The 17039-nt window shown below is 30.5% G+C and carries 14 protein-coding genes and 1 other annotated feature; all 14 genes read left to right on the top strand.

Features of this window, described 5'->3' with window-relative positions; genetic code table 11:
* Positions 1-61 precede the first annotated feature (61 nt).
* The 14 genes from F3K33_RS21255 (at position 62) to deoC (ending at position 17016) form a co-directional block, all read left to right on the top strand.
* Positions 62-1306: a M16 family metallopeptidase gene (locus tag F3K33_RS21255; RefSeq protein ID WP_023973139.1), complete on the top strand. Its 1245-nt coding sequence runs from the start codon at positions 62-64 to the stop codon at positions 1304-1306.
* Between the two features lie 14 nt (positions 1307-1320).
* Positions 1321-2340, top strand: coding sequence for a threonine aldolase family protein (locus F3K33_RS21250; protein WP_039768323.1), 1020 nt, complete (start codon positions 1321-1323; stop codon positions 2338-2340).
* A gap of 549 nt (positions 2341-2889) precedes the next feature.
* A complete protein-coding gene (locus F3K33_RS21245; protein WP_039768320.1) occupies positions 2890-4317 on the top strand; it encodes an aminotransferase class I/II-fold pyridoxal phosphate-dependent enzyme in 1428 nt (475 codons plus the stop codon).
* Positions 4318-4441: 124 nt separating this feature from the next.
* Complete coding sequence (locus F3K33_RS21240) at positions 4442-4741, top strand: ATP-dependent Clp protease adaptor ClpS (protein WP_039768318.1); 300 nt, start codon at positions 4442-4444, stop codon at positions 4739-4741.
* 3 nt (positions 4742-4744) lie between these two features.
* Positions 4745-7021 carry an ATP-dependent Clp protease ATP-binding subunit ClpA gene (gene clpA / locus F3K33_RS21235; RefSeq protein ID WP_023973135.1) on the top strand — a complete coding sequence of 759 codons (2277 nt, stop codon included), beginning with the start codon at positions 4745-4747 and terminating at the stop codon, positions 7019-7021.
* Positions 7022-7263: 242 nt separating this feature from the next.
* A complete protein-coding gene (locus tag F3K33_RS21230) occupies positions 7264-7419 on the top strand; it encodes a zinc-ribbon domain-containing protein (protein WP_012060308.1) in 156 nt (51 codons plus the stop codon).
* A 288-nt stretch (positions 7420-7707) separates the two neighbouring features.
* Positions 7708-7974 (top strand) — a binding site (T-box leader).
* A gap of 55 nt (positions 7975-8029) precedes the next feature.
* Positions 8030-8509, top strand: a complete 480-nt coding sequence (locus F3K33_RS21225; protein ID WP_012060307.1) for an Lrp/AsnC family transcriptional regulator — start codon at positions 8030-8032, stop codon at positions 8507-8509.
* Positions 8506-9678, top strand: a complete 1173-nt coding sequence (locus F3K33_RS21220) for an aminotransferase class I/II-fold pyridoxal phosphate-dependent enzyme (protein WP_012060306.1) — start codon at positions 8506-8508, stop codon at positions 9676-9678. The genes F3K33_RS21225 and F3K33_RS21220 overlap by 4 nt, the downstream gene beginning before the upstream one ends.
* Before the next feature lie 421 nt (positions 9679-10099).
* A complete protein-coding gene (locus tag F3K33_RS21210; RefSeq protein ID WP_017210104.1) occupies positions 10100-11116 on the top strand; it encodes a LacI family DNA-binding transcriptional regulator in 1017 nt (338 codons plus the stop codon).
* A 258-nt stretch (positions 11117-11374) separates the two neighbouring features.
* Complete coding sequence (locus tag F3K33_RS21205) at positions 11375-12433, top strand: BMP family lipoprotein (RefSeq protein ID WP_023973133.1); 1059 nt, start codon at positions 11375-11377, stop codon at positions 12431-12433.
* Between the two features lie 194 nt (positions 12434-12627).
* On the top strand, positions 12628-14178 hold the full coding sequence (locus F3K33_RS21200) for an ABC transporter ATP-binding protein (protein WP_023973132.1): 1551 nt from the start codon (positions 12628-12630) through the stop codon (positions 14176-14178).
* Positions 14153-15280, top strand: a complete 1128-nt coding sequence (locus F3K33_RS21195) for an ABC transporter permease (RefSeq protein WP_023973131.1) — start codon at positions 14153-14155, stop codon at positions 15278-15280. Before F3K33_RS21200 ends, F3K33_RS21195 begins: the two co-directional genes overlap by 26 nt.
* Positions 15270-16154, top strand: coding sequence for an ABC transporter permease (locus F3K33_RS21190; protein ID WP_023973130.1), 885 nt, complete (start codon positions 15270-15272; stop codon positions 16152-16154). The genes F3K33_RS21195 and F3K33_RS21190 overlap by 11 nt, the downstream gene beginning before the upstream one ends.
* Positions 16155-16365: 211 nt before the next feature.
* On the top strand, positions 16366-17016 hold the full coding sequence (deoC, locus tag F3K33_RS21185; protein ID WP_023973129.1) for a deoxyribose-phosphate aldolase: 651 nt from the start codon (positions 16366-16368) through the stop codon (positions 17014-17016).
* The last annotated feature ends 23 nt before the right edge of the window (positions 17017-17039 follow it).

Raw genomic sequence — 17039 nt, 5'->3', positions numbered from 1 at the left:
AATAAGATTTTTAATGTAAATCTACTATTGCAATGTATAAGAATGTGAGGAGAATAGATACTTGGAAGAATACATTTTGGAAAATGATTTGAGATTAATTTATAAACATACAGATTCAGAACTATCATCAATTTGTATTTCTTTAAATGCAGGAGCTGGAGTTGAGAAGGAAAAGTTTGGAGTAGCTCATGCAACTGAGCATATGGTTTATAAAGGAACAAAAAATAGAACTGAGAGAGAAATAAATGAAGAGCTAAGTAACATTTTTGGATTTAATAATGCTATGACAAACTATCCATATGTAATCTATTATGGAACTCTGCTCGGAGAAGATTTACAAAAAGGTGTGGAAATTTTAAGTGATATAATAATTAACCCGGAATTTGGAGAAAATGGATTCAAAGAAGAAATGGATGTCATAAAAGAAGAATTAAAAGAATGGGATGAGGATGTAGATCAGTATTGCGAGGATAATTTATTTTTTAACTGCTTCAATAATAGAAGAATAAAGTATCCTATAATAGGAACATTTGATGATCTTGAGAATATAACTTTAGATAATATTAAAGAATTTTATGATAAATATTATTTTCCGGGAAATACTTCAATTGTTATAATTTCATCAGTAAAGTTTGATATAGTTAAGGAAATTATATATAAGCATTTTTTCGCATGGAAGAAAAAGAATATTATTCAAGAAGGTATTAGTGGACCTGGTAATAAAAAATTAATAGAATATGAAAATCCTCAAAAGGGAACTTATAACAATGTAAGAGGTGGAATAAGGGCATGTAAAGTTGAAATGATATTTCCAATTGATGATTTGAGTGAAAAAGAAATTAAGGCACTTAGAATTTTCAATCAATATTTTGGAGAAGGGGTTAATTCAATTCTCTATGATGTTTTAAGAACTCAAAATGGTTTGGTATATGATGTACTTACTAAAATTTCACATGAGAATTATATAAAACTATATAAAATCACATTTAGTACATCAGAAGAAAATGTAAATAAAGCTATATCTTTAATAGAAGGATGTATAGCAAAGTTAGATTTATTGCAAAAGAAACTTGACAATGATCAGATAGAACGTTTAATTAAGAGTTTTAAATTAAAAAGATTATTTAGAGAAGAGCAGAGTATAATACTGGCCAAAGAGCTTGCTACATATGATTGCATGTTTAGAGATTATAAAATTTATATTAATGAGATTAAAGAAATTGAGTTACTAACAAAAGAAATGATTTTTCAAGTAGGTAGGAAAGTACTGAAGAATTTTACAACACAGATAATTGAGAGAGCATAAAAGGAGGCAGAATTATGTACAGTTTTAAAAATGATTATAGTGAAGGCGCACACTCAAGAATATTAAATGCATTAGTTGAAACAAATTTGGAACAAACCGATGGTTACGGTACTGATCAGTACACAGAAAGATCAGTTAATCTGCTGAAGAAGAAAATTGATAGAGAAGATGTAGATATACATTTACTAGTTGGTGGCACACAGGTTAACCTTACAGCTATATCAGCTTTTTTAAGACCGCATCAGGCAGCAATAGGAGCAGATACAAGTCATATAAATTGTCATGAAACCGGGGCAATTGAAGCAACTGGTCATAAAGTAATTACAATGAAAACTAACGATGGAAAACTTACTCCAAATTTAATTCAAAATGTTGTTGATTCTCATAGCGATGAGCATATGGTTCAGCCTAAATTAGTATATATATCAAATTCTACAGAACTTGGAACTCTATATACGAAAGCAGAGTTAATTGATTTACATGATTGCTGTAAGAGGAATAAACTGTTATTATATTTGGATGGTGCTAGACTTGGATCTGCACTTGTAGCGGAAGAAAATGATTTGACTTTAGCTGATATAGCAAAATTAGTTGATGCATTTTACATTGGAGGAACTAAAAATGGAGCGCTTTTTGGAGAAGCACTTGTAATATGCAATGATGAATTAAAAGAAGATTTTAGATATTTTATTAAGCAAAAAGGTGGATTATTAGCAAAAGGAAGGTTGCTTGGAATTCAATTTGAAGAATTATTCAAAGATGATTTGTATTTTGAACTTGCAAAACATGCAAATAAAATGGCACTCATGTTAAAAGGCGCAATAGTAGATGAAGAATATAAGTTTTTGACTGAATCTTTTACAAATCAACAGTTCCCTATATTCCCTAATAATTTAATTGAAAAGTTAAGTGAGAAATATTCTTTTAATATTGAAAGAGTAATTGATTCTAATTATACTGCAATTAGATTAGTGACATCATGGGCAACTAAAGAAGAAATTGTATTAGAATTTATCGAAGATCTACATCTATAAATAAGGCATGAAGTATTAATTAGAATCTTTTAAGAACAATTAAGTATTTTTAAAAAGATTAAGGAAAAAGGCATAAGTGTAGTATAGAGTATTTAATTTATGAAATAGAAAGTATGTTTTAAGCTTCATATCGTTTGATCGTCGATATGAAGCTTTTGTCCATGGTTATAGATAAACAATATATAACCTAGACTTATGCAATAATCCACCGAAAGTAAAAACATTGTTATTTCACAGGACTATGAAAATTTCGCTGAAAGTTCTAAATTGCAGGTTGCACCACTAAGGCTTGCTCCCAATTTCATTGTGACAAGCATTAGTTGAACCAACCGTTAGCGGAAACTCGACTCACATACGTTCGCTGAGTAAGTGATTCACACCGAATCAAAGATTCGGGTTCACTACTTAAGAGCTTTTAACAGCTCATTTTCAATGCATGCTGCATAAAAATGTTTCTACTTTCTAGTATGGTATTTATTGAAAAGTATAGATCAAATTCTTAAGTTGTTTATCTATAATTATATCTGAAATTAGATAGGAGCGGTATTTTTGAAGTTACCATTATTAGAAGGATTACTTAAATACAATGATGAAGAAAATCTACTTCTTTCCATGCCAGGAAACAAGGGGGGGATTGGATTTGCTAGAGATGAAATTGGGCTGGAGTTTGTTAATAGAATGGGATTTTTAGATATAACAGAGGTCGACCCATTAGATAATTTGCATTATCCAGAAGGGATAATAAAGGAAGCTCAAGAGCTATTAGCTAAAACTTATAAGGCTAAGAAAGCCTATTTTTTAGTAAATGGAAGCTCATCAGGAAACTTAGCAGCTATGTTTTCAGCATTTGATGAGGGGGATGAAGTTTTAGTTGAAAGAAACTGCCATAAGTCAATTTATAATGGATTGATTATGAGAAAGTTAAAAGTTAAATACATAGAACCTATTATTGATGATGAATTAGGACTATTTTTACCACCTAATAAAGAGAATATATATAAAGCGTTAGAGAATTGCTCAAAACCAAAGGGGATTATAATAACATATCCAAATTATTTCGGAATTACATATGATATAGAAGAGATTATATGTAATTTGAAGGAAATAGGATTAAAAGTTATAATCGACTGTGCTCATGGAGCTCATTTTGGAATAAATAAAAGATTGCCAAAGTCTCTTGCGAGTTTAGGAGATTATGTGATTTTAAGTGCACATAAAACTTTACCAGCTCTAACTCAAGGCGCATATCTCTTAGTAAATGAAGATAATGACATAATAGATTTTTACATAAAGTTATTTACTACAACTTCACCATCTTATCTGATAATGGCATCTTTAGATTATGCAAGATATTATTTAGATACATACGGGAAAGATGATTATGATAAATTAATAAATGAATCTGAAAAGTGGAAGAAAAAAATTAATAAACTAGGAAAAGTTTATATATTAAGTGAAAGTGACTTAGATAAGCATAATGATAGAATAGAAGGATACAAAATTGATCCTAGTAGATATATAGTTATTCTTCCTAAAGGATATAATGGGCATAAATTTCTAGATTATCTAAGAGATAATAAGATACAGGCTGAGATGAGTTTTTCAAGAGGAGTTGTTTTAATCCTGTCACCATTTAATACAGAAGAAGATTTTAAAATTATATACGAAACTATTTTAAATTTAGATATGAGAAATATGTCTAGAGAAATAGAGATAAAATATTCTAGAAATATACCTATTAAAAAATTTGAGCCTTATGAAACTTTTAAATTAAAAAGCAGATGGTGTGAAATAGAAAAGTGTGAAGGTTTAGTAGCTAAAGAATCAATAATACCATATCCTCCAGGAATACCTTTGGTTTGCCCAGGAGAAATAATATCAAAAGATGTTATAGCAATAGTAAGGGACTATATTATAAATAAAAAAAGTATAATTGGAGTAAATAATAATAAAATTCTGATTTTAGATATAAATTAATATAAATGATGAATCTATAATTTACTATAATCCTATTGGTATAAGCTTAAATATTGTGTTAAAATATATCTATTTAGAATAATATATATGATGATAATATGCGGGGAGGGATAGACAATTATATATGGAAACAAATATTGTAACCAAACCAAAGAATAAAGTTAATGTGAAAAAGCCTAAGAATTATAAAGTTGTTATGTATAATGATGATTATACAACAATGGAATTCGTTATTAATATACTGGTAGTTGTATTTAATAAAAAGTTAATAGATGCTGAGAAGATAATGTTAGATGTGCATGAAAGGGGTAAGGGAATAGCAGGAATATATAGTTATGATATAGCAGCTACTAAAGTTTCAACTGCAATGTCAATGGCTAAAGAAAAAGGCTTTCCGTTTAAGCTTACTGTAGAGGAGGCGTAAAATATGAAAATTACGAATGAAGTTAATTTGATATTACTTAAAGCATACCAAGAAGCAAAAGAGAAAAGCAGCGAATATATTACACCAGAGCATTTACTGTATGCTGCAACTTTTGATAAGAATGTAGAGTATGCTATTAAAGAATGTGGTGGAAGTTTAGAAAATTTAAGATATAATTTGGCAACTTACGTGAAAACATATATAAATAAAATTGGTCAAGGAGAACCACAAGAGAGCATAGAGTTTCAAAGAGTCATTTTAACAGCAAATGAACAAATTAAGTATAGCGGGAAAGATGCAATTGACGTAGATCATATACTCTCTGCAATTTTTAATCTAGAAGATAGTTATGCACGATATTATCTAGAGCAAGAAGGCGTTACAAGAAGAGATTTGCTATATTCTTTGTGTCATAGTATAGATGAAGATACTCGAAATTCTTATGATGATGAAATGCAAGAAAATTTTAAAGAAGATGAGAATGAATTTACTGAGAATGAAAGTAAAGAAAAAGTGGAGAAGAAAAAAGAAGATGCATTTCTTAATAAGTTTACAATAGACCTTATTAAGAAAGCTACAGAAGAAGAAAATGATCCATTGATAGGACGAAAAGATATTTTAGAAAGAAGTATACAGATACTCTGTAGAAGGATAAAAAATAATCCTATACATGTAGGTGAGTCTGGAGTTGGTAAAACTGCTATAACTTTAGGACTTGCAAAGTTAATAAGTGAAGACAAGGTGCCAGAAAAATTAAAAGGAAGTTCTATGTTTTCTTTAGATATTGGATCTGTTATAGCAGGAACTAAGTATAGAGGAGATTTTGAAGAAAGAATAAAAAGAGTCTTAGATTTGATTAGCAAACAAGATAAGCCAATTGTATATATAGATGAAATTCATAATATTGTAGGTGCTGGAGCGTTAAATGGTGGCGCATTAGATGCGTCCAATTTGTTAAAGCCTTATCTTACAGAAGGAAAAATTAGATTTATTGGAGCTACTACTTTTGATGAATATAAAAAGTTTTTTGAAAAAGATAAAGCATTAAGTAGAAGATTCCAAAGAATAGATGTTAAAGAACCATCTATAAAAGAAGCTATACAAATATTAGATGGACTTAAAAAGAATTATGAAGAATATCATAATGTAAGTTATACAGATGAAGCAATTGGAGATGCAGTAACTCTAAGCGATAAGTATATTAATGACAGATATCTGCCAGATAAGGCTGTAGATATTATAGATGAAGCTGGAGCTTATGTTCGTATGCATAATGAAGATATGAATGAGCAGATTATAGTTGACAGAAAAACTATTGAGGAAATAATATCAAAGATTTGTAATATTCCAAAGCAAACTGTGGAAAGTAGCGAGATAAGTTCTTTAAAGCACTTAGAAAAGGACTTAAAGGAAAATATATTTTCACAGGATAAAGCCATTGAAGAAGTTGTAAGATGTATAAAGATGTCTAGATCTGGATTAAACGATGAAGATAAGCCAGTAGCATCGATGCTTTTTGTTGGGCCTACTGGAGTTGGAAAAACAGAGATTGCTAGATGCTTATCTAAAACTCTAGGAATAGATTTGATTAGATTTGACATGAGTGAATATACTGAAAAACATTCAGCTGCAAAACTCATAGGATCACCTCCAGGATATGTAGGTTATGAAGAAGGCGGACTTTTAACTGATTCAATAAGAAAAACGCCACATTGCGTATTATTACTGGATGAAATAGAAAAGGCACACCCGGATATTTTGGGTGTATTGCTTCAGGTTATGGATTATGCCACACTTACTGATAATAAAGGCAGGAAAGCTGATTTTAGAAACTCAATAATAATAATGACCTCTAATGCTGGAGCGAGAAATATAGGTAAAAAGCTTATTGGTTTCGGAGATAGAGAAGTCAAAGGTGAAGCTATAATGGAAGAAGTTAAAAAGTTCTTCACACCTGAATTTAGAAATAGACTGGATAAAATAATAGTATTTAATGGAATGACTGATATTATGGCAGCAAATGTTGCTAAAAAGCAATTAAATAACTTTAAAGATAAATTGAATTCTAAAAATGTTGAAATAGAATTTAGTGAAGAATGTGTAAATCACATTGCTAAAATAGGAACATCAGAGGAATTTGGGGCAAGAGAAATAGCAAGAGTTATAGCTTCGAATATAAAACCATTACTTGTTGATGAAATTTTATTTGGAAAGCTAAGCGAAGGTGGAAAGTGTGTAATTGATTTTGTAAATGAAAAATTTGAGTTGAAGATCAATTAAATCTACTTAAAGTAATGTGATTCATTATTATATATGAAAAAATAAATGTAAAAGAGTCCTAGTCCTATGTAATATCATCTGGAGAGATTACATGATAATTAAATATAAACTATATAATAACATGTTTTTGAATAAAAATTATGAAGATAGACATAATATTAAATGACAAAAAGAAATTTTTAAGCAAAAAGAGGAGGTGAACTATTGCAAAGTTATTTTAACTTGAGCAATGGAACATTAGAATGGAAGATAAGACATTAATATGCAAAGATTGTGGAAGAGAGTTCGTTTTTACTGTAGGAGAACAAGAATTTTATAAGGAAAAAGGTTTTGAAAATGAACCAGTAAGATGTCCTGACTGCAGGAGAGCTAGAAAGCAACAAAACAATAGAAGATAGAAAGTAATAAATTTTCTATTGATTGAGTAAGAAGCATAAGAGTGATTAAATCTTATGCTCCTTTTTATTTCCGTATGATATAAATATATTTTTTAGGGTCAATTTTAGTTAATTCAATAGAATATTCTGCATTTAAATAAAAAAATATAAAAAATATATTGAATTTTTTATACTTTTGCTAGTATAATATAAAGAAAGATTTGAATAAAAAGTGATTTGATTTTTCGTATAATCTTTTTTATTTAAAATTTTATAGTCATATTGGATAGTAATTTTAAAAATAAAGTTTTAAAGATAGTGATAAGGAAGAGTATATAAATGGTAAACTTTTAAGAGAGCTAGAGGTCGGTGGAATCTGGTAAGTATCCTTTATAGAAGCAGCCTTTGAATTTTATAGCTGAGAAATAAAAATTTTTAGAAAATAAGAATTTTTAATTAGGCTATAACGTGTTCCTCACGTTATAGAGGTGGAGTATAATATGTACTCTAGCTGAGTGAACAATTTTTAAGTTGTTTATTAGGGTGGTACCGCGAAGTAGTTCTTTCGTCCCTTATGTGGGATGGAGGACTTTTTTTATTTAATTATATTAAAATAAGGGGGTTATTTTCAATGGAGGAAATACTTGAGATATTAGAAAAAAATAGCAGATACAGTGATGAACAAATAGCAGTTATGACAGGTAAAACTGTTGAAGAAGTTAGAGAAGCAATAAGAGATTATGAGGAAAAAAGCATTATAGCAGGTTATACAACGCTTATAAATTGGGAAAATACAGGTAGTGAAACAGTAACAGCGTTAATAGAAGTTAAGATAACACCGCAGAGAGGTGTTGGATTTGATAAAGTTGCAGAAAGAATATATAAATTTTCAGAAGTTAAAGCATGTTACTTAATGTCTGGAGGTTTTGATTTAACGGTTATTGTTGAAGGAAAGACTATGAAGGAAGTTGCTCTTTTTGTATCAGAAAAACTAGCAGTGCAAGAATATGTATTAAGTACAGGTACTCACTTTGTATTGAAGAAATATAAAGATCATGGAAAGATATTTAAAGAAAAGAAGATAGAAGATAGGGAGGCAATATTTATATGAGATTAGAAGACATGATTTTAGACAACGTAAAAAATATGCCTCCGTCAGGAATAAGAAAATATTTTGATATAATAAATGAAATGGATGACGTTATTTCTCTAGGTGTAGGAGAACCAGATTTTGTAACTCCGTGGAATGTAAGAGAAGCTGGAATTTATTCTTTAGAGCAAGGACATACTCATTATTCTTCGAATGCAGGATTTATTGAGCTTCGTAGTGAGATATCAAAGTATCTTCATAGAAGATTTAATCTTAACTATAATCCAGAAGATGAAATAATAGTTACTGTTGGCGGAAGTGAAGGAATTGATATAGCACTTAGGGCATTAGTTGGGCCTGGAGATGAGGTTATAGTTCCAGAGCCAAGCTTTGTTGCATATAAGGGATGTACTGCATTTACTGGAGCAACAGCTAAGGTTTTGAACCTTAAAGCAGAAGATGAATTTAAACTTACTCCTGAGGATTTGGAGAAAGCAATTACACCTAGAACAAAGGTAGTTATAATACCGTTTCCTAATAACCCAACAGGTGCAATAATGACTAGAGATGAACTAGCAGGAATAGTAGAAGTTCTTAAAGATAAAAATATTATTGCAATTTCAGATGAAATATACTCAGAACTCTGCTATGGAGAGAAACATGTTTCAATAGCATCTTTTCCAGAAATGAGAGATAAGACTTTAGTTATAAATGGATTTTCTAAATCATATGCTATGACAGGATGGAGACTTGGGTATATCTGTGGACATCCGATTCTAATAGAAGCGATGAAGAAAATTCATCAATATGCTCTTATGTGTTCACCAACAACTGCTCAGTATGCAGCGATTGAAGCTTTAAAAAGTGGTGATAGAAGTGTAGAAGAAATGTGTAAGGAATATAATAGAAGAAGAAGAGTTCTATTGGATGGATTTAGAAAGATGGGATTAGAGTGTTTTGAGCCTCTTGGAGCATTTTATTTATTTCCAAGTATTAAATCTACAGGTATAACATCGGATGAATTCTGTGAACAACTGCTTATAAATGAAAAAGTATTAGTTATTCCGGGAAATGCTTTTGGTGATTGTGGAGAAGGATTTATAAGAGTTTGTTATGCGTCATCAATGGAAGATATTATGGAAGCATTGAAAAGAACAAAGAGATTTCTTGATAAATTGAGAGGAAAATAATAAAAATGGAGTGGTTTAAGTATAAAAATACTTTAGATCACTCCTTTAATATATACCTAGAGAAGAGTGAAATAAAATTATATTAATAAAAAAAGTTTGTAAATATACATATCATAAATTATACTAGTATAGACATAGAATGGCTTAAACTGAAGATAAATGGCATGTAGTATTGATAAATATTATAGTGAAATCAATAAAACTATGAATATTGACATCATATTCCTAATATATTATTATAAGTGTGGAAGCGATACCATAAATAGTTCGACTTTAAAAATAACTTGGCTTAAAGCCTTAGAAATTAAGAATTTAAGTTGTAAATTAATCTGGTCTATAAATAATAGTATTTCACGATTTAGTTTTAATAATGGAATAAATTTTGATGGATTATGAAAAAAATTTGACGAGGTGGGGTGTTATGTCAGTTACTATAAATGATATTGCGAAAAGGGCTAAAGTATCCTCGGCAACAGTTTCAAGAGTTCTTAATAATTCAGGTTATGTAAAAGAAGAAACTAGGCAAAGAATATTAGTCGCAATAAAAGAAATGAATTATACACCGAGTGCAATTGCAAGAAGTTTGTCGAAATGCGAGACTAATACTATAGGAGTTATCGTTCCAGATATAACTAATGCATATTTTGGAGAAATTATAAAAGGAGTAAGTGAGAGAGCAGAAAGAAATAATCTGAATATAATTTTGTTTAATACAGATAATTATTTAGAGAAGGAAGTGCGTGCTCTTAAATTGCTTAAAGAACAAAGAATTAAAGGAATTATAATGACTCCAGGATTTGGTGAAGAAAAGTTTAATGAAAATTATATTAAAACAATAAATACTTTAAATATTCCTATAATATTAGTTTCGGCTGATGTTAAATTTACAAAGTTAAATGGAGTTTTTGTAGATAATATAAAAGGTGGATTTGAGGCAACAAACCTGCTAATTAAAGAAGGTCATACTAAGATTGGAATAATGACAGGACTATTGAGTTCAGAACCAGTAATGGATAGATTAGAGGGCTATAAAAGAGCGCTAAAAGAAAATGATATTGATTTTTGCAGTAAATATGTTTTATATGGAGATTTTAAATTAGATAAGGCATATGAATTAACTAAAAAATTACTTAAAGAAAAAGACCGTCCTACAGCATTAGTTGTTTGCAGTAACATGATGACGATGGGAGTTATAAAAGCTCTAAAAGAAGAGAATAAGGATATTCCTAGAGACTTGGCTATAGTGGGATTTGATAAAATTGACTTTTTAGATATGGTGGGATTAAATATTACATATATGGAAGATTGTCCAATTGAGCTAGGGAGATCCTCCATGGATATGCTGTTTGATATTATTAGCAGCAATGAGGATGATAGTGTAAGAAGAAGGATAATTGCACCACAAATTGTAGTTAAAGGTTCAGAGAAAAAGATATAAATTTATATATACGCTGCAAAAGTAATTCTTCATCATAATTTTAAAAAAGATTGCAAAAATTTTAGTGGTAATTATGCATTGTGAATTACAACATATATACATAGTCACAAGTTGAATACATATTCGTAATATTAAAGTCAACATATTATAAATATAATTAATTAGAAGAATATTTATAATAACTGTTTTATTAAATTTAAATCGTGGATATTATCCATGAGTTTAAATATTAATTCTTATATTTTAGGAGGAAGGTTAATGAAAAAGAGATTATTATCATTATTAGCAGTTTCAGCAATAACAGTAACGTTATTCGCTGGATGTGGATCAAGTGGAAGCGGTACTAGTACAGCTGACAAAGGAAGCAGCAATGCAAAAGAATATCAAGTTGCTATGGTAACTGATACAGGTGGGGTAAATGACCAATCGTTTAATCAATCTTCATGGGAAGGCCTACAAAACTTCGAAAAAAACAATAAGGGTGCAAAAGTTAGTTACTTAGAATCTAAGCAAGAATCTGATTATGCTACTAATCTAGATAAAGTTGTAGATAGCGGCAATAAATTAGTTTGGGGTATTGGTTTTGCAATGTCAGATGCAATAACAAAGGCAGCAAAATCAAATCCAGATGTTAACTATGCTATAGTTGATAATTCATATGGAGATGATACTCCAGCTAATGTTACAGGAGTTATGTTTAATGCACAAGAACCTTCATTTATAGTTGGATATATAGCAGCTAAAACAACAAAAACAGGTAAAGTTGGATTTGTTGGTGGTATAAAAAGTGGAATTATAGATCAATTCCAATATGGATACCAAGCTGGTGTTCAATATGCAGCAAAAGAATTAGGTAAAGATATTACTGTAGATGTTCAATATGCTGAAAGTTTCTCTGATGCATCAAAGGGGAAAGCAATTGCAAATAAAATGTTCTCTTCAGGATGTGATATTGTATTCCACGCAGCAGGTGGAGTAGGTGTAGGTGTAATTGAAGCAGCTAAAGAAGCAAATAAGTTTGCAATAGGTGTTGACCGTGACCAAGCATATTTGGCTCCTGACAATGTATTAACATCAGCATTAAAACTTGCAAATGTTGCAGTTGAAAATCTTTCAAAAGAAGCTATGAGTGGAAATAAAATCGGTGGAAAAACATATACTTATGGTTTAAAAGAAAATGCAGTAGGAATTCCAACTGAAAATAAAAACATGGATCCAGAAGTTTATAAGGCAGCTATGGCAGTTCAAGACAAAATTAAGAACGGTGAAATAGTTCCACCTTATAATGAAGATACATTTAAAAGCTTCGGTAAATAAGGATAATTAAATAATATATGTGTGACAATGATAAATTTACATTTAAAGTTCTAGGAAGCTATGTGCAATGGCTTAAGGCTAAAATGCAGAAAATGAATTGTAATATATATATGGCAGATATGAAATAGGGATGGCTTTGCTAGCTAGTGATTCACTGTTAGCAAAGCATATTATTAATTAAGGGAGGACTTGGTATGGAAATTAGCAAACAATATGCAGTGCAGATGCGTGGAATTACAAAAATGTTTGGTTCATTCTGTGCCTTAGATGATATCAATATCGATATTAAAAGAGGTACAATTCATGCACTATTAGGAGAAAATGGAGCAGGTAAGAGTACACTGATGAATATACTTTACGGATTATATCAAGCTGACCGAGGAGAAATATATCTTAATGGTGAAAAGATAAATATTAAAAACCCTAATATAGCCATTGAAAATGGAATAGGAATGGTTCACCAACATTTTATGTTAGTTGAAAATTTTACAGTAACGCAAAATATAGTATTAGGTAGTGAAATTACAAGTAAATTTGGCATATTAGACATGAAAAAAGCCCGCGCGGAAATATTAAATATTGTTAAAAAGTATGGATTAGAAGTAGATCCAGATGCAAAAATTGAAGATATTTCAGTGGGTATGCAACAACGTATTGAGATATTAAAAGCCTTATATCGTGGAGCTGATTTATTAATATTAGATGAACCGACAGCAGTGCTTACTCCTCAGGAAATTCAAGATTTAATAAAGATTATGAATAATCTTGTAGCAGATGGAAAAACAATAATTATAATTACACATAAATTAAAAGAAATAAAGGAATCTTCTGATGTCTGTACAATAATACGTAGAGGAAAATATATAGATACTGTTAATGTTAAAGAGGTAACAGGATCAGAGCTTGCCACAATGATGGTAGGTCATGCAGTTAAGTTAGTTGTTGATAAAGAGCCTGCAAAGCCAGATGAAGTTGTCTTTGAAATAGATAATTTAACTGTAAAAGATGAAAGAAAGTTAGATGCAGTTAAAAACTTATCACTTAAAGTACATAAAGGTGAAATTGTTGGTATTGCTGGAATTGATGGCAATGGACAAAAGGAATTGATCGAAGCAATTACATGCCTAACAAAATGTGAAAGCGGTACCATTAAAATAAATGGAGTAGAGATACAAAATACTACAACAGAAAATGTTATTAAGAATAAAGTATCAACAATACATGAAGATAGACAAAAGCGAGGACTTGTATTAGATTTCAGTGTTGCTGATAATGTAGTTATAGAAAAATATAAAAGCGAACCATATTGCAAAAATGGTTTCCTAAATAAAGACGAAATTATATCTCATACTAAAGATATGATAAAACAATATGATATAAGACCTGACAATTGTGAATTAATTCCTGTTAGAGGGTTATCAGGGGGAAATCAGCAAAAAGTTATAATTGCAAGAGAAGTAGCTAATGATCCAGACTTATTAATTGCAGTGCAGCCAACTCGTGGGCTTGATGTAGGAGCAATTGAATATGTTCATAAAACATTAATAAGGGAAAGAGATAAAGGCAAAGCGGTTTTGTTAGTTTCATTTGAACTTGATGAAGTTATGAATGTTTCTGATACTATAGCTGTAATTTATGCAGGGACTATTGTAGATACATTTAAGCAGGGAGATGTTGATGAAAATACAATAGGTTTATTAATGGCAGGAGGTAAAAGAAATGAAAACAGTGGCAAAGATTCTTAAAAAACCAGTTACTTCAACATTCATTGCAATATTTTTTGGTTTTATAGTTTCTGCAATAGTTCTTGGTATTGCAGGATATAACCCAATAGATGCTTTTAGTGCACTTTTTAACGGAATTTTTTCAAAACCTAAATATATATCTAATACAATTATTAAGGCCACTCCTATTATTTTAACTGGTTTAAGTGTTGCATTTGCTTTTAAAACAGGATTATTTAATATTGGAGCGGAAGGTCAATATATAGTAGGTACAATTGCATCAACTATAGTTGGAATCAAATTAAATTTGCCAGCAGTATTAGAAATTCCTTTAGTAATTTTAGCTGGTGTAGCTGCTGGAGCAGTATTTGGTGGTATTGTGGGAATTCTTAAGGCGAAATTCGGAATACATGAAGTTATAACCAGTATAATGCTGAATTGGATTGCATTATATTTATCTAATTTTGTTGTATCAACAGATGTATTTCACCAACCAGATTCAACAAGTACTTATATGATTAATGAATCTGGATTTACTACTATACTTGGCAATTGGAAGACATCTGATGCTGGAATGGAATTTCTTTCTCATCACAAATGGTTATCAGAAGTTTTGCTAAAAACAGATGTTAATATTGGAATTATCGTTGCTATTATAATGGCTGTGGTTATATCAATCTTATTATATAAATCAGCAAAAGGATACGAATTACGTGCAGTTGGATTAAATAAAGATGCAGCAGAATTTGCTGGAATAAATGTTAATCGTAATATAATTCAATCAATGGTAATTGCAGGTGCATTATCAGGTCTTGCTGGAGCATTAGCTATCACAGGCACAGCACCTCATAAGCTATCAACTATGGCTGCTTTTGAAAATAACGGATTTAATGGATTATCAGTTGCATTAATTGCAGGAAGTTCACCTATTGGATGTATATTTGGAGGATTGTTATATGGTGGATTACTATATGGAGGTCAATCTGTACAATCTGCTATAGGTGCACCATCAGAAATAATAAATATAATGATAGGTACTATTGTATTTTTCGTAGCATTAACTAAGATTGTACCTGCTTTAGCTGACAGACTTTTAAAGAGAGGTGAGAAGAATGTTAAATAGTATTGCACTATTAATAGGTATTACACTAATGTATTCAGCACCATTAATATTTGGAGCATTAGGTGGAGTTGTTTCTGAGCGTTCTGGAGTTGTAAATATCGGAATTGAAGGTATGATGACTATAGGTGCATTTACTGGTGCGGCAGTAGGATATTATTCTGGAAATGCATGGCTTGGATTTTTAGCTGCAGGAATTGCAGGGGGAATAATGGCTTTATTACATGCAGTTGCATCTATAACATTCAATGCTGATCAGACAATATCAGGTATTGCTATAAATTTATTAGGTGCAGGTTTCTCTTTATTTACATGTAGATTATTATTTGAAGGAGCTACTATGACTAAACCAGTAGCTACTAAATTACCTAAAGTATTTGGCGTAGATATTACAGTTTTTATAGCGATTTTAATTACAGTAGTCATTTGGTTTATTTTATATAAAACTAAATGGGGATTACGTATTCGTGCTGTAGGAGAGCATCCAGCAGCTGCAGATACTCTTGGAATAAGTGTAACTAGAACTCGTTACGTGTGTGTTATGATCTCTGGAATACTTGCAGGGTTTGGTGGAGCATCTATGACACTTGCAATAATAGCGCAATTCACTCCAACAGCAATCAGCGGTCAAGGCTTTATTGCATTAGCAGCAGTTATTTTTGGTAAATGGACTCCGCATGGCGCTTACGGAGCTTGTTTATTATTTGGATTTGCTCAAGCATTAACAGTTGTATTAGGTGGTGGAAACTTTGCTATTCCTTCGCAAATACTTGCAATGTTACCATATATTTTAACAATTGTAGTATTGATTCTTTTTGTTGGAAAATCAGTTGCACCAAAAGCTGATGGAGTTCCTTACGAAAAAGGTACTCGTTAATAGAAAGAAGAAAGATTGTTATTATCACAGGACTGCGAAAATTTCGCTGAAAGTGCTGATTGTTAATTCAAATTATCGTTATATATATGTTGTAGAATAATTCTACATCATAATTCTAGAAACATTGAAAGAATTTTAGCCGTAATTGTGAAATGTGCATTGTGAATTGTAACATATATAGTTATAAAATAAATTTAAGGAGTAATGAAATATGGATATAGCTAAATATATAGATCATACAATATTAAAACCAGAGGCAACAGTAGAGGATGTAAAAAAATTATGTAAGGAAGCTAAAGAATACAATTTTGCTTCAGTTTGCGTAAATGGATGTTATGCAAAATTAGTAAGTACTGAACTTATGGGGACTGATGTGAAGACATGTGTAGTTGTTGGATTTCCATTAGGTGCAATGACAAAGGAAGCTAAAGCTTTTGAAACAAATCAAGCCATTGAAAATGGAGCTACTGAAATAGATATGGTAATAAATGTTGGAGCATTAAAAGATAAAAATTATAGTTTACTTAAAGAAGATATAGAAGCAGTTGTAAATGCAGCCAAAGGAAAAGCATTAGTAAAGGTAATTATTGAAACATGTCTATTAAGTGATGAAGAAAAAGTTAAAGCTTGCGAAATAGCTAAAGAAGCTAAAGCTGATTTTGTTAAGACATCAACAGGATTTTCTAGTGGTGGAGCAACTAAAGAAGATATTGCTTTAATGAGAAAAACTGTTGGGTCAGATTTAGGTGTAAAAGCATCTGGAGGAGTAAGAGATTTTAAGACGGCTATGGATATGATAAATGCAGGAGCAAGTAGAATTGGCGCTAGTGCTAGTATATCTATAGTTAGTGAAAGCAAATAAATTATTATTATAAAATAGTTTAA

Origin of the sequence: Clostridium beijerinckii (assembly GCF_008705175.1) — a bacterium.
Classification (GTDB): domain Bacteria; phylum Bacillota; class Clostridia; order Clostridiales; family Clostridiaceae; genus Clostridium; species Clostridium beijerinckii.
Note: the sequence above shows the minus strand (reverse complement) of the source record. Positions and strands in the feature narration are given on the sequence as shown.